Here is a 19582-nt window from a genome sequence, read left to right on the forward strand (position 1 = left end):
GACGGCGCCCCGCCTGGTCCGGTGGCCGGCTCACGGCGGCGTGATGGTAAGGCGCGGTGCGCCCCGGGCGACGACCGACGACCCGTCGAGCGCCACCACGAGCTCTGCGGCGGTGATGACGTCGGCGCCCCGCTGCGCCCGCGCGTTCCCCGCCAGCGTGGCCACCCCGTCCCGCAGCCGCAGGTCTGCCCGGGCTGCCGTGGCCACGAGGTCCCCGCGGCGGACCCGCACCCCGCCCTCGCCCGTGACACGGTCCTCGTCGACCAGGAGCACCAGCGTCTGGGCCGTCAGCAGCGCCTCGCGCACGCGCAGCGCGGGGTCCCCCGTCACCACGGCCCTGCGCGTGCCGTCGTCGTAGTCGACCCGGTGTCCCTGCAGCGTCGCCTCGCCGCGGACCACCGTCACCCCGCCCGTGGCCACGAACCGCCGGGTGCGCAGGGACCCTTCGACCTGCGGGGCCCGCATACGGACCGGCACCGCGCCCTGCGTCGCCGTCAGCCGCACGTCGCCGTCGGCCCGCAACCACTCGTCGTCCAGCCGCAGCGCGGCGCGCTCGGCGTGCGCCTCCACGCCCGGAGCCGCCGCGTCGACACCGCCCTCGGCGTCCACCACGCCGGCGCGGACGTCGTAGCGCAGCCGCGGCGCGCGCAGCCGCAACTGGCCCCGCACCAGCTCCACCGGCGCGCCCAAAACCGTCCAGAGCCCGCGGGCGTCGTCCACCTCGACGCGCGTGGCGCCCCGCAGCTCCAGCGGGCCGGGGGCTGCTGGAACCGCCGCACCTGCGGCCGCGGCGAGGGCCAGGACCAACGCACTCAACGCCACCGCGCGCACAGGTGCTCTGCGGGCCAACGGCCGCGGCTTCGTCGCCTCGGCCTTCATCGGGCCTCCTCCGTGACCGTGGCCCGGATGTTGCCGCGCAGGGTGGTCCGCTGCAACGTCACGTCGGCCCGCAGGTAGTCGGCCTGGATCCTCCACGTCCCCTGCTCCAGGACGACTCGCCCGATGGCCTCCAGCTCGTGGGTCCTGGGAAACCACCGCACCGTCTCGGCGAAGACGCGCCGCCCGGTGGTGGACTGCGCGCGCACGCCACCCGAGAGGACCACCTCGCGGGAGGCGAGGTCGAAGCGTCCCCGCGGGGCGGAGAACGAGATGGCGGGCTCGCCCGTCTTGTAGTAGGTGCCGCGCACTGCGGTCAGCACCGCCACCCCGGCCGCGTTGTCCACGACCACGGTCTGCGCCTGCAGCTCCCACTGGCGGCGGCCCTGGGCGTCGACCGAGGTGATGGCGGTCTGCCGCACCTCCAGCGGGGGAACGGCGTGCTGCGCCGGTCGGGCCCCAGGCGCGTCCTGCGCCGCGAACGCGCTGACCGGCGTGCGCGCAGGAACACCCGGTCCGTGGAGCAGTGCGGCTACGACTACCGCCACCGTCGCGGGCGCGACCAGCCGCCGCGCCGCCCTTCGCGTTCCCATGCGCGCTCCTTCGACGCCCGCCTCATGGTACTGGACGGACGAATCCCCCCGCAAGGTTCACCGCGCCGTCCCGCGGGCAGCGGCCAGGACCTCGTCTGCCGCCCGGCCCACTGCCCCCGGCGGCCCCAGCGTGCTGGCCAGGTCGAGCAACCGGCGCCGCATGCGCTCCCGCGCCGCCGTGTCGGCAAGCAGCGTGTGGGCGGCAGCGGCCAGACGCTGGGGCGTCACCGCGCGCTGCAGCAGTTCCGGCACCACTTCGGCTCCTGCCAGGATGTTGGGCATGGCCAGCCAGCGGACGTTCCAGACGAGGGGGGCGAGCCACCGGGTCGACCACGAGGCCCGGTACGCCACCACCATGGGCACGCCCCGCAGCATCGCCTCCACCGTGGCCGTGCCCGACGCGGTGAGCACCAGGCAGCTCGTGGCAAACACGTCCCCGGCGCCGTCGGTCACCACGGCCGGGAGTCCGGCCGCGCGCAGCGCAGCGTCGATCTCGCCCGAAAACAGCGGTGCGGCGCACGCCACCGCCACCGCCAGGTCGGGATGCCCGGTGCGCAGGCGGACCGCGGCCTCGACCATGGGGCGCAGCAGCCGGGCGAGTTCCTGCTGGCGACTCCCCGGCAACAGCCCCAGGACGGGCACCCCCGGCGGCAGACCCAGGCGGCGCCGCACGGCGCCGGCGGGCTCGTCGTCCTGCAGCTGATCGACCGCCGGATGACCGATGAAGGCGACGTCGGCGCCCGCGCGGCGGTAGGCCTCGGCCTCGAACGGGAACACGGCCAGCAGCCGTGCTCCCAGCCGCGCGACGCGCGCCGCGCGTCGGCCGCGGCGGATCGCCACCATGGGCGGGAGGTAGTAGACGACCGGGCACAGGCCGCGCACGCGGGCCAGCAACGCCAGGTTGAACCCGGGGAAGTCGATGGGGACGAGCACGTCGGGCGGCGCTGCGCGCAGCCACGCCGTCAGGTCACCCAGCCGACGCGCGAACGCCGGCAGGTCGCGGGCCACCTCCAGCCAGCCGATCCGTCCCCAGGCGCTGCTGTCGGCCACGAGGCGCACACCGGCGGCAGCCATACGGTGCCCGCCCACGCCCTCCAGCCGCACGGCCGGCTCGCGGGCGCGCAACGCCCGCGCCAGGGCCGCGCCCTGGACGTCGCCGGAGACCTCGCCGGCGACGAGCACGATCCGCGGGCCCCAGGCCTCCCCCTGCGCGCGCTGTCTCGACTGACCCGTTGGCGGTCCGGACGACGCGCCCGGACCCGCGCCGGATCGGCTACCCGTCATGCACCGGCGTGCCCAGCGGGGGCACGTCGGCGGCCACTACGGTGATGCCCGCGGCCTCCGCGTCCGCCAGCATGCGCTCCCGTTCCAGCAGGAGCGTGCGTCGCGCGTCGATGCCCAGCACCCGCGCGCCGACCTCACGCATGGCGGCGATGGTACCCGGCCCCACGGCCGGGATGTCGAAGCGGGGATCCTGGTGGTTGCGGCTCGCCTTCACCACCACGGCCTCACGGGCCATGGCGCCCCCGCGCCGCACCGTCGCGTCGGTGCCCTCGGCGGCTTCGACGGCGAGGATGACGCCGCGCCGCACCACCACCGTCTGCCCCACGTCGAGGTCGGCCAGGCGACGGGCCACCGCACGGCCAAAGGTCAGGTCGGCCAGCTCCTCGGGCGTCGGGGGGCGCGCCGTCAACAGCCCCGGCGGCGCCAGCAGGTCGCCGACGAAGCGCGTCTGCTCCACCAGCGCCATCCCCAGCTCCGCCAGCAGCGCGGCCAGCCGCTCGAGCATCGGGACGTCCCGGCGGTCGGCATGCCCGCGCATCACCGCGTCGTGCAGCTCGTCGCCCTGCACCAGCAGGTTGGCGCGCGCGAACCGCCCGGCCACCAGCACCTCGCGCACGTCGTGCGCCCGCAGCGTCTCCAGCACCTCGCGCAGCGCGCCGGGCGTGCACCGCCGGTAGTGGTCGGCCAGGGCGGGCAGCGTCGCCGACGGCTCGCCCACCTGCACGCAGACCAGCCGCAGCCCGCGCGCCTTCACCGCCGCCGCGATCACCTCGGGCAGCGCGCCCGCGCCGGCCAGCAGGCCTACCATGCCGTCTCGCCCGGGTGCCACCGCACGATCCCCCGCTTGCGCGCCCTGGCGGCGCGGATGAACTCCACGAAGTGCCGGACCGGCTGGCTCGCCGCGGCCTCAGACTCCAGGGCTGCCAGGGCGTCGTCCATCGACAGCCCCGACTGGAAGAAGACGCGAAACGCCCGCCGCAGCGCCATGCGGTCCGCGGGCGGGATGCCGTGGCGCTGGAGGCCCACCACGTTGAGGCCGACCGCTCGCGTGCGCAGCCCCGCCACCATGACGTAGGGGGGCACGTCCTGGCGTACGGCCGTCATCCCCGCCACCATCGCCAGCCGGCCCAGGTGCACGAACTGGTGCACGCCGGACATGCCGCCGATGTAGGCGTCGCGGTCGACGCACACCCACCCGCCCAGCTGCGTCCCGCTCACGATCACCACGCCGTCGCCGACCGCGCAGTTGTGGCTGATCTTCACGCCCGACATCACGTAGGTGCCGTTGCCGATCCGCGTCTCGTGGCCCTCGCCCGTGGCGCGGTCGACGCTGGCGAACTCACTGAAGACGTTGTCGTCGCCGATCACCACCCTGGTGCGCTCCCCGCGCCACGCGCGGTCCTGGGGCCGCCCCCCGATCACCACGTGCGCGGCGAAGACGTTGTTGCGGCCGATGGTCACGCCGTCGTGGATGACGACGTGGGGCCCGATCACGGTGCCCGCGCCCACCGTGACGTCGGCACCGATCACCGCATACGGCCCGACCTCGACGCCGTCGTCGAGCCGGGCGTGCGGGTGCACGACGGCCGTGGGATGAATCCGGGGGCCGCGGGCCGCGCGGTCGGGCTGCACCACGTCAGGCGCCGTCCCTGCCGTCGCCGGCCCCCAGCTGGTGCGCGATGGCCCGCGCCAGGGCGATGTGCAGGCTGTGCCCGGCACGCACCGCCAGGATCTGCGCCCGCAGCGGCCGCCCCAGCAGCGAGAGATCGCCCAGCGCGTCGAGGATCTTGTGGCGGGCCATCTCGTTGGGGAACCGCGGCTCGTTGATGAACCCCTCGACCCCGATCACCAGCGCCGTGGCCAGCGAGGCGCCCCGCGCCAGCCCCCGGGCGCGGAGCTGCTCGGCCTCGGCCAGCAGGCCCCAGGTGCGTGCCGGCGCGATGGTGGTCGCGTAGTCGTCGCGGTCGGCGTCGAACTCCGCCATCTGCGGTGCCAGCGCGACCCCGTTGGCGGTCGCCACGTAGGTGACCTGCAGCCGCGGCGCCGGCAGCGCGACGATGACGCTCGGCCCGCCACCGACCCAGACCGGCGCGGTGAGCTCGATGGGCGCCCGCCCGGCGGCCTGCTCGACGGCCCCGGCGCGCGCCAGGGCCTCCACGAAGATCTGCGCGCTGCCATCGCCGCAGGGCAGTTCCTCGCCTTCCACTTCCACCGCCAGGTTGTCGATGCCAAGCCCACACGCGGCCGAGAGCAGATGCTCGACCGTGGCCACCGGCGTCTGGCGACCCAGCACGACGCCGCGATCGGTGGCCACGACCTCGCCCAGGCGCGCGGGGATCACCGGCGCGCCGGGCACGTCGGCTCTCCGGAAGGTCACCCCGTGGTTGGCGGGCGCGGGCAGCAGGCGGGCGGTGACGGACGCCCCGGTGTGCAGCCCGGTGCCCGCCACCGTCACGGGCCGCGCGATGGTCCGTTGCACACCCGCGCCGATCATCGGGGCCGCACCGACAGCCGCACCGGGTAGAACGATCCCGCCACCGGCATGGTCACCACGGTCAGGTCGCGCGTCTCACCCGCGGGCACGACGAACGTCGCCACCGCGCGGTCGACGCCGGGCGCGAGCAGACCGGCGTCGGTCATGGTCCCGTCGATCACGAACAGCCCCCGCGCCGGGCCTCCCGCGGCATTCGCCACGAGGGCCACGGGCACCTCGGCCGCGGTGGGGTTGTGGAGGCGCAGCCGGATGCGGTAGAGGACGCCGTAGTCGCCGACCAGCGCCTCGCCCGTGCGCACGTCCTTGAGGTCGGCCATGATCCCCAGCTCGGCGACGTCGGCCGGGCGGTCGGCGCGTACCTCCCGTGCGACGTCGACCACGGTGCCAGGAAACGTGCCGCGTGGATGCGGGAACGCATACGGCCCCAGGTCGGTGGTGACCGTGCGGTCCAACAGCCAGGGGAGCCGCACCGCCACCCGCAGGCCCACCGGTCCACCGTCGACCACCTGGAACTGCATGATGCCCGACACCAGGGCCCGCGGCGGCAGCGTGTAGGCGGTGAAGGTGGTGGCCTGCTGCGCCGGCACCTCGACCAGGTACCCCTGCCCGCTGCCCAGCGCGGTCAGGAACCGGCCGGTAGCCATCGCCCCGACCTGCAGGGGGTCGGGTGCCGGACCGGCGTGCCCGCTGAGGTAGTGGACGCGGGCCCATCCCGGGCCGGCGTTGCTCAGGGTGATGCTGAGGATGCGGGCGCGCTCCGTCCCGTTCATGTGGTGGTAGAGCAGGCGCGCGCCCCGGCGGGGCTGCAGCGTCTCCTCGAAGAGCAGGCCGTTGCCGTCGATCGTCTCGGGGCGGTTGCTGACCAACAGGACGTCGGGGTCGCGCAGCGGCAGGGGCGCGTTGCGCACGGTGATGGCCACGCGCCGATCCACCGGGCCCGCATAGGGGCTGCGCACGCTGACCGGCACGTGCACCGTGACGGCGGCGCCGACCTCCAGCGGCGTGTCCACCGGAATCGTGGACCAGCGCACCACGGCACCGGCGGTACGCACCACCGCGGCCTCCAGCCAGCGCCGCACGGCCTCATGGACGATCGCCGCGGGGGCGGGTGTTCCGGTCACGACCACCTCGGCCTCGGGCGGAATGCGGCCGGCCGGCGGCCGCACCGAGACCGGCACGCTGGTCTGGTAGGGCCCCAGCCGCACCCGCACCGTGGTGGCGCCCAGGGCGTGGCCGCGCAGCGTGACGGCCTCGCGTGTCGCCTCGACGCTGACGACACGCCGGTTCGCCGGCGTCGCCGAGAGCGGGCCGGGGACGACGGTCTGGACACGGAGGGTGGCCGTACCGTCCGGCGAGAGCACGACGCTCGTGGGGGTCACCGTCAGCGGGGGAATCGCCAGGGCCTCCCGCAGCCGCGCCGCCCACAGCGCAGCCAGCGTCGCCGGGTCGGTCCCGGCCCGCTGCGCGTCGCGCGCGCTGGCGATCAGCACGACCTGGCCATCGACGAGGAGCGCCGCCGACCCGCGACGCGCCCGCACCCTCACGGCCGCGGGCGGTGGTAGCGGTCGGCGCAGAGTCCGCACCGCCGCGCTGACGCGCGCCCATGCCCCTGGCCCGTCCAGACGCGCCACGGCGAGCTCCCGCACGCGCAGCTCGGCCGCCCGCCCGTCCGTCGAGGCACGCCAGGCGACGACCTCGCCCGGCAACCACGACGTGTGATCGACGGCCTGCGCGGGACAACCCGTGGCGAGCACCAGCGCACCGGCTACCATCCACGGGTGCCACCGCCTCATGGCGCCTGCGGCCCGCGGCCGGCGGCGTCCGCTGCCGCCAGTTTGGCTTCCAAGGCCGCCACCCGCTCCAGCAGCTCGGGCAGGCGGCGCAGCGCAGCCTGCAGGCGCAGCTCCTCGCGGTGGTCGCGGGCCGGATACCCGGACACCGTGGCACCCGACGGCACGTCCCGCGTCACGCCCGCCTTCCCCCCAACGCGGGCGGCAGCACCGATCGTGACGTGGTCGCTGACGCCGACCTGCCCGGCCAGCACCGCACCGGCACCGATGGTGACGCTGCCCGAGATCCCGACCTGCGCCACGATGAGGCACCCCGGGCCGATGGTGACGTTGTGCCCGATCTGCACGAGGTTGTCGATCTTGGTGCCGCGGCCGATCCGGGTCTCGCCGAGCGTGGCGCGGTCGACGCAGGTGTTCGCGCCGATCTCCACGTCGTCTTCGACGACCACGCGCCCGAGGTGGGGGATCTTGAGGGCCCCCTCCTCGGCGGCGGCGTACCCGAAGCCGTCGGCCCCCAGCACGGCACCCGCGTGCACGACCACCCGGTCGCCCAGCACAGCACGCGGGTAGAGCACCACGCCGGGGTAGAGCACGCAGTCGGCGCCGATCTCCGCCTGCGCCCCCACCACCACTCCTGCATGCAGCACCGTGCGCGGACCGATCCGGACGCCCGGCTCGATGGCCACGAAGGGACCCACCGTGACATCCGCGCCCAGGCGGACGTCGGGGGCGATCACCGCGGTGGGGTGCACGCCCCGACCCACCGCCGGTACCGGCGCGAACGCCGCCAGCACCCGGGCGAACGCCGCGCGGATGTTGGCGGCGCGCAGGGCCGGCTTGCGCACCGGCGGCGCGTCGGCGGCGACGAGCAGCGCGCCCGCCGCCGACGCCTCGGCGTCGGGCAGCCGGCGGAGGTCGGCAACGTACACCAGCGCCGCGGGATGCGCGTGGGCCAGCTCGGTGACGGCGTCGATCTCGACGTCGCCCGGGCCGGACAGCTCCGCGCGCGCCAGGCGGGCGAGGTCAGCGAGCTTCATGGACGGCCCCGGCTACTTGAGCCGGTCGATGACCTCCTGGGTGATGTCGACCGTGGCCCCGGGCTGGCTGTAGATGACCGGGCCTTTCACGATCACCCCGCGCAGCCGCTTCTCGCGGACGATCTGCTGGATGACGTCGCGGATCGCCCGGTTGAGGTCCTCCTCGAGTTGGGCCCGCAACGCCTGCAGCTCCCTGATGTACTGCGCCCGCCGGGCCTCGAGGTCCTCCCGCGGCAGCTGCCGCGCCAGCAGCTGCAGGTCGGTGGTCATGGCGCGCTCCCGCTCGTCCAGTTCCCGCTGGTAGCGCAGCGCGAGCGCGCTCTCCGCCAGCAGCCGCCGGGTCTCCACGAGGCCCACGCGGCCGGCCGTGCACCCCGCGACCAGCACCGCCACCACCAGGCCTGCGGCCAGCACCCCGCCGCGCGCCAGCACGCCCCGGGCCCGCATGCGGTCACGCCCCCTGCCGCTCATGGGCGGCGCAGCCGGGCGACCACCGCCTGGGTGAGGTCGACCGCACGCACGTTGGCTACCGCGCGCGTGAGCACCACGTCGACCTTCTGCTCCTGCGCCACGGTGGCCACTTCGATCTGGATCTCGGCCAGCATGGTGCCTTCCAGGCGGAGCCGCTCCTGGTGCACGGCCTCGAGCTCCGCCTGCAGCCGCGCGCCCTCGGCACGCAGCTGCTTTGCGTACTGCTCCTGGGCTGCCCGGAGCTGAGCCTCGTTGCCGCCGACCAGCAGGCGGCGTCGCTCTTCCACCGCCTGCCGGAGCAGCCGGTCGCGCTCCCTGACCGCCTCCTCCAGCGCGGCCCGCAGTTCGGCCTGCCGCGCCTCGATCTGCCGACGGCCCTCCTCCTCCGCTGCGGCCACCAGCGCTTGAAACCGCGCCTCGGCTTCGGCGGTCTTGGCCTTCTGGAACTCCTCCAGCTGCTGCTCCAGAGCCCGGGCGCGGGCGCGGATCTTCTCGTCCCGCTCCTTGGTCAGGCGATCGGCCTCGGCGGCGATCCGCTTGGCCTCTTCCTCGTTGGTGAGGCCCACCACGTCCGCCTTGAGCCGCAGGTTGAGCAGGGGGATGCGGTACTCGGCCATGGTCTGGACCTCGAACCGCTCGAGCTCCCGCTGCATCTCGTCGCGTTTGGCCTCCACCGCCTTCCGCAGCTCGTCGTTGATGCGCCGGTGCTGCTCCGCCAGCTTCGCTTCCTGCGCGGCCTTCACCTCGGCCGCGAACGCCTCGAGGCGCTGGCGGGCCTGCTCTTCCATGGCCTGCAACTCCGCACGGTAGCCGGCGGCCAGGCGGTCCGCCTCGGCCTGCAGCTCGGGGCGCACGTCGCGCAACGGCACCGGGGGCGGTGGCGGCGGCGTGGCCAGACGGATCTGGAGGGCCTCGATCTTCTTCACCAGGGCCTCCAGCTGCGGCCAGCGGCGGTGCGCACGCAGCGCGGCGTGGAGGTCGACGACCCCGACCACCGGCGCCGCCGGCACGGGCCGCTCGACCACGGGCGACGGCGGCTGGGGGACCGGTGCACGTGCGCCGGGACGCTGGCAGCCAGCAACCGCCAGCGCCGCGAGCCCGGCCGCGACGAGCACCGCGCGGCGCGCCATTACCTCCCCCTGATCTGTTTGATGACCGCGTCGGTGAGGTCGGTGCCGCCGTAGAGCACGACCGAGCGGTCCAGCACGACGGTCACCCCGGCCTGCTTGGCGACGACCTCCACCGCGGCCCGCAGCTCACGGTCCAACCCCCCCAGCAGCTCGTTCCGCTTCTCGAGGATCTGCTGCTGCAGCTGGCGGTCGAGCTCCTGGCGCTGGAACGCCGTCATGCCCTTGCTGCGCTCCTGAAACTCCCGTTGCTTCGCCGCGAAGAACTCCTGCAGCGCACGCTCGGAGCTGGCCTTGCGCGGATGGTTGTCCAGCGCCCGCTGCATGTCGACGTACCCGACGGTGAACGCCTGGCCCAGCGCGGGCGTGCGCTGGAGCACCAGGCCCACGGCGACGATGGCGATGACCGCCACGCCGGCCGCCACCGCCACCTTCCGCGCGTCGATTCGCATGACTCGCCCTCCTTCCGCCGGTGCGGTCGCACCGCACGCTCATTGTACCGTACCCGGGATCGCCCTCGGGCGCCATGCGACCCGATCTCCCGGGCTACAGGTTCGTGACCAGTCGCACCCATACGTCGCCCCGGGAGGTGGCGACGGCTTCCCACGAGACGAACTCGGTGAGCCGGTAGGACAGCGTCGTCTCCACCAGGCTCGCGCGCGCGAAGTGCCCTGCCCGGACCTCGAGATCCGGCGAGAACCGGTACTGCAGGAACGTCTCGGTGTCCTCGCCGTCCAGCCGCGTGCGCACGCCGACGGTGACGCTGCTGCCCAGGGCAAGGCGCACGCCCACGGCCCAGCGCCACGCCAGGTTGGAGGGGATCAGCGTCAGGTCGACGAACGGCTCCAGACCGCCGAACGCCCGTCCCAGCTGGGCGCGCACGTCGGGCACCGGCGCGTGCGTGCCCAGGTTGAGCCTGGCCTCCAGTCGCCCGCGGTACAGCGTCGAGTCGGCGATCACGGTGATGCGCGTCACGTCTCCGACCTGCACCTGCGGCCGCGCCACGATGCCGTAGTCCGTCGCCGGCCGGTAGGCGGCGAGACGGGCCGCCAGCAGGCGCTCCAGGTCGCTCCGATGGGTGCTGGCGAACGCCACGGGCAGGCCGCGCAACGGCTCGGCCATCGAGATCACCTGCGGCGTGTGCTGGTGCAACAGCCAGTAGGGGATCGAGGACGACCGGAAGCGCACCCCGATGTCGCGCACGACGCGCGCATCGCGCACGGTCACGGTGAGCACCAGCCGGGGCGGGGCGCCCTCGACGCGGCCGGCCGCGGTGAACCCCGGGAGGGTGCGCTCGACGACGGCCGCGACCTCCTGCGCGACCAGCGGCGCCGCCCACTCCAGGGCCGCCTGGGGCAGGCGCGCGGTGACCGCGGCCGCCTCCGGCAGCGCCGGGGCCAGCGCACGGTCCACCAGCGGCTGCACCTCGGCGTGGACGCCCGCGTACATCACCTGCACCGGCAGGGCGCCGAGCAGCGGCGCCTGGGGCTCGAGGCCCACGAGCACCGCCGTGGTGCCACCGGGCTGCAGGCTCACCGCGCGGACCCGGTACCCGGTGACGACCCGGTCGATGACCTCGCGCAACACGCCTGCGAAGGTCTCCTGCTGCGCCGCCACCAGGGCACTGTCACGGCCAAGCAGCAGCCGCTCGGCCGCGGTGCGCGCCACCTCGTGGAGGCGGCGGCCGACCATAGGCGCGGGATCGCCCCCGGCCACCACCACGCGCACCTCGACCTGCTGGACAGGCTGGGCCCACGCCGCCGGGGCAGCGAGGCCAAGGGTCGCGGCGGTCAGCAGCACCGCACCCGCGCGGCGCAGGCGCGCGCGTCTCAGAATGGCGCCCCGATCGTCAGCCAGGTCTGCCGCCCTCCCTGCGTATTCACCGCGTAGTCGATGCGGATCGGTCCGACCGCCGTGTTGACCATCACGGCCGCACCGTAGCCCACGCCGCCCGCGCCCGCCGCCGCCGGCGCGGCGCCGGCGTCGACGTAGAGCGCGCCGGTGAACTCCCGCAGTTGCCGCAGGAAGGTGCCCAGGGGCAGACGGTACTCGAGGTTCACCAGCGCCTGGCTATCGCCCCGGAACTGCCCGTAGCCGAACGCGCGCAACGTCGACGGCCCTCCCAGCAGGAACTGCTCCTGGAGGGGCAGCGTCCCGTGGCTCCACCCGCCCAGCGCGCGGCCCACCAGCACGCCGGGCCCCAGGCGGAAGTACCGCGTGTACTCGGCGGTGTACTTGCCGAACCCGAAGTCGCCGCCCAGCGCGGGAATCCCCAGCTCCAGCGTCAACGCCAGGCGATCGCCCCGCGTGGGATTCAACCGGTTGTCACGGCGGTCGCGCGCACCCGACAGCGCCAGCGCGATCGTCCGGCCCGGCGTCAGCAGCGAGGGCGGCGTGCACGGATCGGGCGGACAGGTGTCAGTGGCCTGCTTGGGCAGGGGGGTGATGTCCACCTTCTCCGACCGCAGCCGCAGCGTCAGCAGCGTCTGCGGGTCCACGGGGCGGGTGAAGGTGAGGCTGCTGCCCAGGCGATCCAGCTGGAAGCGCGAGAAGATGCTCGTGCCGCTGTACTCGAGCTCGATGGTCGATGCCTGGTAGAGGGCGACTTCCATGGAGGTGGGCCGGGCGTCCAGGTGCGGTTCGCGGAAGATCAGGGCGAAGTTGGTGCCGGCGGGACTGGTCAACGGGACGTTCCGCTCGCCCAGCCCGCGCTCCAGGCGCAGCGTCACCGACTGGTTGCGCCCTTTCCAGTTCTTCTCGGAGTACTCCACGAGCCCCACGATGCCCGTGCGGTCGCTGTAGCCGACGCCGAACCGGGCCTGCTGCGTGCGCTGCTCCTTGACCTCGATCTCGACGACCACCGCGTCAGGCGTGCTGCCCGGCCGCGGCCGCGCCTGCACGCTCTCGAACAGCTCGAGGTTGAACAGCCGCTGCAGGTCCTTGTTCAGGTCGTTGACGTTGAACACCACGCCGGGCCGGACCAGCGCCCCGCGCTCGACGACGAAGCGCTGCGTCTTGACCAGCCCCTTGTACTCGATCGCCTCGACCTTGCCTTCGGCGATGCGCAGGCGCAGCCGCCCTGCCCCGTTGCCCGCCACGTCGATGTCGGCCACGCGGGCCAGGACGTATCCCCGTTCCTCGTAGAGCCGCTCGATGCGGCGCGCGCCGTCGCGCAGCCGGACGATGTTCAGGACCTGGCCGGTGGGCACGTCGAGCGCCCGGAGCAGCTCGGGCGTGGGCACCACGGTGTGGCCCTCGATGGTGACGCTCTCGACGACCGGGTTCTCCACCACCAGGAACGCCACGCGCACGCCGTCTGCCGCGGGCTCCACCCGCACGTTGGCGTCCGCAAACCACCCCGTGGCGACCAGCGCCGCCACGTCGGCGCGCAGGCGCTCGTCGGAGAGCAGCTCGCCCACGCGGACGCCGATCGAGTCCATCACCACGGACAGGGGCACGTGCTCCAGCCCCCGCACCACCACCTCGACGATGCGTGGCTGCGGCGTCGGACTCGGCACTGGCGTGGGGCTGGGTGCCGGTGCAGGACCCGGTGCGGGCGTGACGCCGGGTGCCGGTGTGGTGCCCGGTGTCGGGGTGGGACGCGGCGCCGGAGACGGCGTCGGCACGGCCGGGGGCGATGGCGCAGGCGCAGGGCTCGGCCCGGGCGTCGGTGTCGAGCCCGGCGAGGGCACCGGGCCTGGCGCGGGCGGCTGTTGCGCGGCGAGTGGACCCGAGAGCGCCACGAGCGCCAGACAGCCCAGGATCAGTCCAGTGGTCTGCAGAACGGCGATGCGACGTGGACGGCGGCTGGGCAATCCAAACCTCCTCGACGACGGAGCGCGTGTGCACCCGCCCGCATGTCCCGGGGATTCACCGCGTCACGCTGCGCGCGTGGCGCCGCGGCGGGCGCGCACCGGCCCAGCGTACCACCCTCGACTCACCGCCCGCAAGCGGATCTGGAGCGTGGGTTACTGATCGACCGTCCGGCGCAGCGACCGCTCTGCCGCCAGCACCAGGTCGATCAAGTCGGCCTGGCTCAGCATCGGCGGAGGCGCCGCAGGGGCCGTCGGGGCCGATGCCGACGTCGCCGCAGGAGCTGCTGCCGGGACGAGCGCCGAAGGTCCTGCCGGTGCCGCCGGCGCCACCGGCGCTGCGGACGCCGGCAGTGGCGTGCGCTGAGCGTGGTGTTCCTCGCGCGCGGCCGCCAGGCCCGGCGCTGCGGCGGTCGTAACTTCCCGCCGTGCGGGCGTGGCCTCCTGCAGCGCCGGCGCAGCCGGCGCGGGCACGCGGACGACCCGCACCACGGTACGCTCGACCACCCGATCGGCCGGCTGCACAACGTCCACGAGGTGCAGCGTCGTCTGCGCCGGCCGCGGCAGCCTGAGCGCCGGGAGCGGCACCTCGGCACGCGGGCGGGCCGTCGCGGCCAGCCCACCCAGCAGCACCGCGGCTCCCGCAGCCAGCACCGCGCCCACGCTCGCCGCCAGCAGCAGCCCGCCGTCTCCCGCCTGCCGGCGCGGCAGCACCTCGGCGAGCCCCACCTCGGTGGCGCGGCGGACCTCCGCTTCCGCGAGCAGCAGCGCCAGCAGCCCTCGTCGCGGATCGCCCTGCTCCACCCCCTGGCGCGCGCGCGCCAGCCAGTCGGCGGCGGACGCGATGCGCACGGCCTGTGCGGCGCGTCGATCGTCCATGCCCATCCCCCCGGGACGCACCCGTCTTCCCTTTCTAGTATCCGGGGACGCGCTGCTGCCGGTGCACGCCGTGCAGGCCCAGCAGGGCGCGCAGCCGCCCGACCGCCTGCTTCTGCAACCGGTAGAAGTGCGACAGGCTGATGTCCAGGTCGCGGGCGAGCTGCCGCGGTTCCCCAGCACCGACCACGGCGGCCAGCACGAGCCGCTCACGCGGTGGCAACTGGGCCAGCACCCGCGCCGCCGCCTGCGCCAGCGCGCGATCCTCGACGTCCTCCAGCGCCGACGTGGCGGCCGGATCGACCAGGCGCCACAGCGCTGCCACGTCCTCCCCTGCGAGCTGGTCGAGGGAGAGGACCGGCCGCGCGCGGTCCAGCGCGTTCAACGCGCGTCCCCGGATCCGGTACGCGGCGAACGTGGGGAACCGCACGCCCCGCTCCGGGTCGAAGCGCTCCACCGCCTCGATCAGTCCCACCAGCCCTTCCTGGATCAGGTCCATCACCAGGGGCTCGGGCGGCCGCAGGCGCATGACGATCTTGAAGACCAGGGGTTGGTAGGCCTCGATGAGGCGCTGGCGCGCGGCGCGCTCGCCCCGGCGACGATAGGCATGCCATAGGGCGGCCTCCTCGGCCGGCGCCAGCAACGCCACGTGTTGCAGCTCGTGCAGGTAGTCGGCCAGCATGCGTGCACCGTCCGGCCATCCTGCCGGTCGGAAGAGGTTTCGGTCCGCTGCTGCGAACTCCTGGTCGGACCGTCAGAACCGCACAGTGTACCACAGCAGCGCTTCGCGGCTCCCGTCGGAGCCGAGCCGCGTGGTCACCCGCCATCCGGGCGCGAACCGGTACTCCAGCCCCCAGAGGTAGCGCGTCTGCTCCGCAAACGTCGCTTCCAGGGTCACGTACCATCGGCCCGCCAGCAGCTTGCCGGCCCGCAGGGCCAGCGGGCCCTGGAAGTCGTACTCCAGCGACAGCTCGCTCAAGCCCAGCGCGCGGCCCACCGGGCCGGTGGCACCGCCGAACAGACGGCGGCTGATGGCCGCCCGCAGCGCGCCCTCCAGATCGCCTTCCAGCAGGCGCGCCATGCCGGCCTGGCGTCCCAGCAGGGCCACGATCTCCTGCCGGGACATCTCCGGATCGGAGCGCAGATCCAGCGTCAGCCCCTCTGGCGGCACACCGCGCACCGCCAGCGTCACGTGGGTCGCGCCGATCTGCGTCTCGGCCGTGGCCGTCACGTGCGGCAGAAGGCCCAGGTGCGGCTGGAACACCGCCGTGGCCTCGATCAGGTCGAACGTCGTGCCCAGGGCGACCAGCTTGCCCTCCCGGGCGCCGATCGTGCCGTCGAGGGTAGGAGCGCGCAGGGTGCCGCCAAGCAGCACGGCACCACCGGGCTGCAGATCGAACCGCAACCCCCCGGCCTGTACGGCCAGGTCGCGGCCGACCTCGAGCCGCACCGCCCGAAACACCAGGGGCGCGGCCGCCGGCGCGCCGGGCGGTCCTGCCGCCACCGCCACCGTGCCGCTGGCGAGCGTGACCTGCCCGCTCGCGGTCGGCGGGCGGCGCGGATCGCCAAGTGTGCCCCACAGACGCAGCTGGCCCGTGGCCAGCGCGTCGACGACCGGAGGGACGGCGAGCCGCAGGTCGCGGCCCTGCACGACCAGCGGCGCGTCCTCGCCGACCGCCAGGATCAGGCCTCCGCCTGCAGACGGTACCAGACGCAGCGCGCCCCGCACCTCCGCGGTACCGCTGCCCAGGCGCGCCGATGCCTCGGCCAGCTGGATCGTGGTGCCGTCGAACCGCGCATCGAGGCGGATCGCCTCGATCGGCGTGCGCAGGCCGCTCACCCGTACCCGGCCGTCACGCACGCGCAGCCCTCCGGTGACCTCCGGCGCAGCCACGGTCCCACCGACCCGCACCTCGCCCTCGACCGCTCCGGTGGCTTCCTCCACGCGGTCGGTGAGCAGCCGCAGCAGGCCCATGTTGGCGTCTGCCAGCCAGAACCGAAACTCCATGGGCCGCTGTGCGTCGAACCGCAGCAGTGCGGGGTTGAACGGGATCGCGCCCGCAGCCCGCAGCCGGTGGCCGTCCTGCACGAGGAACGCCTGCGGGACCTGGAGCAGTCCGTCCCGGTAGTAGGCGTTGGCGACCAGCCGGTCGAAGGTCGCACCCTCGACGCCTCCGCCGGTGATCTCCTGGGAGAACCCGATCTCGGGTGCCGCCAGCGGCCCGTCGAGCTGCACCGTGAAGTCCCACCGACCCCGCAGCGGGCGGCGCAACCCGAGCAGGGGGCGCAGCAGGTCGAGCGACAGCCCGGCGCCGGTCACCTCCAGGGCGCTGGCGCCGCGCAGGTGCAACCGTCCCTGCATTGCCACGGTCCCCTGGGCCGGCCGCAGCAGAAAGCGGTCGATCGTCACCACGCCGTCGCGCAGCGTCAGGTCCACCGAGCCGTCAGTGAGCCGGTGGTCCCCGATGTGGCCCCCATCGATCGTGACGTTGAACCGCGCGTCGGGGTTCCCCAGCGCGCCCTGCACCGCGGCCGTTCCGGTGATCGTCGCATCGACCGGCACGCCGAACCGCACGTTGCCCAGTCCGAGCAACGTCGAGAGCCGGCCGTGCGCCACGTCCGCCGTCAACCCGATCGTGGGCGCCGGCCCGAACGCGATCGCGCCGTCCAGGCGGTAGGTCTCGGCAGCGCGGCGCAGGCGCAGGGGCGCCAGGCGCAGGGCGCGCCCGGTCCAGCCTACCTCGCCCTCCGCATCGTCGAAGCGGATGCCGTTGATCGACAGATCGCCGGACCGCACTGCAACGGTCATCTCCGGGGCATCGGGACGCCCGCGCAGGGTGCCGGTCAGGCTCACGTGGCCGTCCACCCAACTGCCCGGCAGGCGCGGGAGGGCCAGGTCGCGCAGTGCGAGGTCTCGTGCCGACAGGGTCAGGTCGAACCCGGTGCGCCGATCGACGGTCCCTGCGACTTCCAGGCGAGAGGAGCGCCGGCTCAGCCATGCGTGATCCAGCACGAGGCGCGTGCCGTCCCAGCGGAATGTGCCTTCCGCGCGGTCCACCGCCTGCCCGTGCACGACGGCGTCGCGCAGGACGAGGCGGCCGACTGCTGCAGGACGCTCGGCAACACCGGTAAGGCGCACCCGACCGTCGACGCTGCCACGCACCTCCACCGGTGCCCCCCACAGCCGCGCGAGCACGTCGGCCGGCGCCCGCTCGGCCCCGATGGTGAGGTCGAGGCGCGCAGGAGACGCCCAGGTGACGGTGCCGTCGATCTGGTACCGTGCCCGGCCGGCGCGGGCGCCCACCTGCTCCAGCCTGATCTGGCCGGGGCGCACGTGTACGCGCCCGCTGGCGTCGTCCACCTCGAGCCCCAGCACCCGCCCCCGGCGCACCAGCGCGTCGCCGGCGATCTCCCAGGCCGCCAGCGTCCCGTCCACCCGGCCGGTGAACGCCGCGGTGCCGGCGATGGCCGCGGGCAGGCGCAGACCAGGCAGCGACGCGAGCTCGAGCCCGTCGGCCACCGCCCGCAGCGCCAGCCTGCCGTCGGGGCCCAGCAGGCCATGCCCGAGCGCCCACGCGGGCCCGGTGCGCGCGGCCGCATGCTCGATGTACAGGGTGCCGCCCTGGTAGCGGACGACGCCGCGCAGCGCGTCGATCTCGGCGTCGATCCCGCTGCCCTGCAGGCGCGCCGCGTCCACTCGCGCCCTCGCCGCCGCGTCCAGCCCTCCAGGACGTCCCAGCGCGATGACGTACCCGCTGACGCGCCCGCGCGTCACCGGCACAGGTCGGGACACCCAGCGGCCCAGCGCGCCCGCATCGGCGTCGTCGACGCGCGCCGCCACCTGGAACTGCGGGGCGTCCAGCCGCCACCATGCCTCGCCCCGCACGGCGCCGCCGGCGACGGCGGCTGTCGCCTCGCGCACCGTCACCAGGGATCCGTAGGTCTCGAACGTTCCCGAGGCCCGGGCGAACGCCCGCTTGGCCACCACGCCTGTCGCCGCGTCGACCCGACCGGCCAGGCGCAAAGCGCTGGCCGGCCCCACGATGCGGACGCTGCCAGCCGCCACCCCCCGCACCTGCACCCCGGCGCCCGCGAAGACCACCCGCCGCACCGTCTCGAGGTCGGCACGCGGGGAGCGCACGGCCAGGTCGAGGTACGGCTCGCCGGTGAAGCTCACCTCGCCACGCGCCGACAGCGGCGTGCCGTTCAGCGTGCCCCGCAGGTCGTCGAACGCCACGCGCCGGTTCTGCACCGCGAGCACGCCGGCGACGCCGTGCACCACCGCACCCCTCGCGGGGATGCGGGCTGCGCCGTCGCGCACCGTGACGCGACCCCACACGTCCGTCGCGTGTCCGCGGCCGGCCGGCGACCGCACGATCTGGAGGGCCGCGTCGAACGTCCCGCCGGTGATGCGGAGCGCGCGCGTGCCGAGCACGTAGCCGCCCCAGGCCGCCAGGTCGCCGCCGTGCACGTCGAGGGCGAGGTCCAGATGCCCGCTCGCGGGCAGGTGGACGCCCGTCAGCCGCGCGGCCGTCCGGCGCCCGTCGCGCACCTCGACGAACGAGACGCGCAGACGCACCCGGGATCCCGCGGAGACGTCGACCGTGCCGTTGACGTCCTCGAAGCGCGCCCCAAAGGCGTGCGGCCGCAGCGGGTACCGGTCGGTGAGACGCACGGTCCCGTGCAGCACGATGAGCCGCCCGCGAAACGCCGGCCCGTCACCGGGCCGCCCGGCCAGCTGCCCCAGGCCGTCCAGGTTCCAGCGCCCGGTAGCGTCGCGCGCGAGCGCGAGGACCGGTTCCTCGACCAGGAGCTCCACGATGCCAGACGCGGGGCTGCGGCGGTGCCAGAGGGCGCGGAGCAGGACGCCGACGTCGAGTCGCACCGTCACGCGCCGTGCGACGAGCAGCGGCGCGTCGCCGGCAGGAGCCCCTCCTGCCAGCGTCACGTCCTCCAGCACGATGCCGCGCCAGGGATCGCCCCCGATCCGCCCGATGCGCACCGGCTGGCCGATCAGCGTCGACGCGGCCACGACGGCCGCCTCGCGGGCGCGCTGCGGCAGCGCTGCCGCGGTCCACGCGAGCATGCCGGCCCCGCTCAGGAGCACGACGAGCGCTGCGGCGATGAAGGGCGAGGATGGCCGTCGCATGCTGGACCGCGTTGCTCCTGTCAGCCCTCCCGGGTCTGGGGTGCTCCGTACCCTTGCCAGATCCCGCCCGCGA

Annotated in this window: 16 protein-coding genes; all 16 read right to left on the bottom strand. The window is 74.8% G+C overall.

What is annotated here, in order from left to right; genetic code table 11:
• Nucleotides 1–30: 30 nt before the first annotated feature.
• Nucleotides 31–879 carry an LptA/OstA family protein gene (locus QN157_00270; GenBank protein ID MDR7554019.1) on the bottom strand — a complete coding sequence of 283 codons (849 nt, stop codon included), beginning with the start codon at nucleotides 877–879 and terminating at the stop codon, nucleotides 31–33.
• Nucleotides 876–1469, bottom strand: coding sequence for an LPS export ABC transporter periplasmic protein LptC (gene lptC / locus QN157_00275; GenBank protein ID MDR7554020.1), 594 nt, complete (start codon nucleotides 1467–1469; stop codon nucleotides 876–878). The genes QN157_00270 and lptC overlap by 4 nt, the downstream gene beginning before the upstream one ends.
• Nucleotides 1470–1526: 57 nt before the next feature.
• On the bottom strand, nucleotides 1527–2651 hold the full coding sequence (gene lpxB / locus QN157_00280) for a lipid-A-disaccharide synthase (protein ID MDR7554021.1): 1125 nt from the start codon (nucleotides 2649–2651) through the stop codon (nucleotides 1527–1529).
• A 91-nt stretch (nucleotides 2652–2742) separates the two neighbouring features.
• Entirely contained in the window at nucleotides 2743–3561 is an 819-nt protein-coding gene (lpxI, locus tag QN157_00285) for a UDP-2,3-diacylglucosamine diphosphatase LpxI (GenBank protein MDR7554022.1), read from the bottom strand.
• Nucleotides 3555–4388, bottom strand: coding sequence for an acyl-ACP--UDP-N-acetylglucosamine O-acyltransferase (lpxA, locus tag QN157_00290; GenBank protein ID MDR7554023.1), 834 nt, complete (start codon nucleotides 4386–4388; stop codon nucleotides 3555–3557). Before lpxA ends, lpxI begins: the two co-directional genes overlap by 7 nt.
• Nucleotide 4389: 1 nt before the next feature.
• Complete coding sequence (gene lpxC / locus QN157_00295) at nucleotides 4390–5247, bottom strand: UDP-3-O-acyl-N-acetylglucosamine deacetylase (GenBank protein MDR7554024.1); 858 nt, start codon at nucleotides 5245–5247, stop codon at nucleotides 4390–4392.
• A complete protein-coding gene (locus QN157_00300) occupies nucleotides 5244–7040 on the bottom strand; it encodes a hypothetical protein (GenBank protein MDR7554025.1) in 1797 nt (598 codons plus the stop codon). The genes lpxC and QN157_00300 overlap by 4 nt, the downstream gene beginning before the upstream one ends.
• Nucleotides 7037–8074: a UDP-3-O-(3-hydroxymyristoyl)glucosamine N-acyltransferase gene (gene lpxD / locus QN157_00305; GenBank protein ID MDR7554026.1), complete on the bottom strand. Its 1038-nt coding sequence runs from the start codon at nucleotides 8072–8074 to the stop codon at nucleotides 7037–7039. The genes QN157_00300 and lpxD overlap by 4 nt, the downstream gene beginning before the upstream one ends.
• 12 nt (nucleotides 8075–8086) lie before the next feature.
• Nucleotides 8087–8545, bottom strand: coding sequence for an OmpH family outer membrane protein (locus tag QN157_00310; protein MDR7554027.1), 459 nt, complete (start codon nucleotides 8543–8545; stop codon nucleotides 8087–8089).
• The gene (locus QN157_00315; protein MDR7554028.1) at nucleotides 8542–9675 is read right to left on the bottom strand and encodes a hypothetical protein; all 1134 of its coding nucleotides are present in this window, start codon (nucleotides 9673–9675) and stop codon (nucleotides 8542–8544) included. The genes QN157_00310 and QN157_00315 overlap by 4 nt, the downstream gene beginning before the upstream one ends.
• Nucleotides 9675–10124 carry an OmpH family outer membrane protein gene (locus tag QN157_00320; protein MDR7554029.1) on the bottom strand — a complete coding sequence of 150 codons (450 nt, stop codon included), beginning with the start codon at nucleotides 10122–10124 and terminating at the stop codon, nucleotides 9675–9677. Before QN157_00320 ends, QN157_00315 begins: the two co-directional genes overlap by 1 nt.
• Before the next feature lie 94 nt (nucleotides 10125–10218).
• Entirely contained in the window at nucleotides 10219–11472 is a 1254-nt protein-coding gene (locus tag QN157_00325; GenBank protein ID MDR7554030.1) for a hypothetical protein, read from the bottom strand.
• Between the two features lie 29 nt (nucleotides 11473–11501).
• On the bottom strand, nucleotides 11502–13151 hold the full coding sequence (locus QN157_00330) for a BamA/TamA family outer membrane protein (protein ID MDR7554031.1): 1650 nt from the start codon (nucleotides 13149–13151) through the stop codon (nucleotides 11502–11504).
• A gap of 489 nt (nucleotides 13152–13640) precedes the next feature.
• Nucleotides 13641–14363, bottom strand: a complete 723-nt coding sequence (locus QN157_00335) for a hypothetical protein (GenBank protein ID MDR7554032.1) — start codon at nucleotides 14361–14363, stop codon at nucleotides 13641–13643.
• A 34-nt stretch (nucleotides 14364–14397) separates the two neighbouring features.
• The gene (locus tag QN157_00340) at nucleotides 14398–15042 is read right to left on the bottom strand and encodes a sigma-70 family RNA polymerase sigma factor (protein MDR7554033.1); all 645 of its coding nucleotides are present in this window, start codon (nucleotides 15040–15042) and stop codon (nucleotides 14398–14400) included.
• Nucleotides 15043–15114: 72 nt separating this feature from the next.
• A complete protein-coding gene (locus QN157_00345) occupies nucleotides 15115–19509 on the bottom strand; it encodes a translocation/assembly module TamB domain-containing protein (GenBank protein MDR7554034.1) in 4395 nt (1464 codons plus the stop codon).
• Between the last annotated feature and the right edge of the window lie 73 nt (nucleotides 19510–19582).

The sequence above is a fragment of the Armatimonadota bacterium genome (assembly GCA_031459855.1).
Taxonomy (GTDB): domain Bacteria; phylum Sysuimicrobiota; class Sysuimicrobiia; order Sysuimicrobiales; family Humicultoraceae; genus Fervidifonticultor; species Fervidifonticultor primus.

Bases quoted from the DNA above. Each gene is read 5' to 3' on its own strand.
- lpxD (MDR7554026.1), bottom strand. From the start codon at position 8,074: ATGAAGCTCGCTGACCTCGCCCGCCTGGCGCGCGCGGAGCTGTCCGGC.
- QN157_00340 (MDR7554033.1), bottom strand. From the start codon at position 15,042: ATGCTGGCCGACTACCTGCACGAGCTGCAACACGTGGCGTTGCTGGCG.
- lptC (MDR7554020.1), bottom strand. From the start codon at position 1,469: ATGGGAACGCGAAGGGCGGCGCGGCGGCTGGTCGCGCCCGCGACGGTG.
- QN157_00300 (MDR7554025.1), bottom strand. From the start codon at position 7,040: ATGAGGCGGTGGCACCCGTGGATGGTAGCCGGTGCGCTGGTGCTCGCC.
- QN157_00320 (MDR7554029.1), bottom strand. From the start codon at position 10,124: ATGCGAATCGACGCGCGGAAGGTGGCGGTGGCGGCCGGCGTGGCGGTC.
- lpxI (MDR7554022.1), bottom strand. From the start codon at position 3,561: ATGGTAGGCCTGCTGGCCGGCGCGGGCGCGCTGCCCGAGGTGATCGCG.
- QN157_00310 (MDR7554027.1), bottom strand. From the start codon at position 8,545: ATGAGCGGCAGGGGGCGTGACCGCATGCGGGCCCGGGGCGTGCTGGCG.
- QN157_00270 (MDR7554019.1), bottom strand. From the start codon at position 879: ATGAAGGCCGAGGCGACGAAGCCGCGGCCGTTGGCCCGCAGAGCACCT.
- QN157_00345 (MDR7554034.1), bottom strand. From the start codon at position 19,509: ATGCGACGGCCATCCTCGCCCTTCATCGCCGCAGCGCTCGTCGTGCTC.
- lpxC (MDR7554024.1), bottom strand. From the start codon at position 5,247: ATGATCGGCGCGGGTGTGCAACGGACCATCGCGCGGCCCGTGACGGTG.
- QN157_00315 (MDR7554028.1), bottom strand. From the start codon at position 9,675: ATGGCGCGCCGCGCGGTGCTCGTCGCGGCCGGGCTCGCGGCGCTGGCG.
- QN157_00335 (MDR7554032.1), bottom strand. From the start codon at position 14,363: ATGGACGATCGACGCGCCGCACAGGCCGTGCGCATCGCGTCCGCCGCC.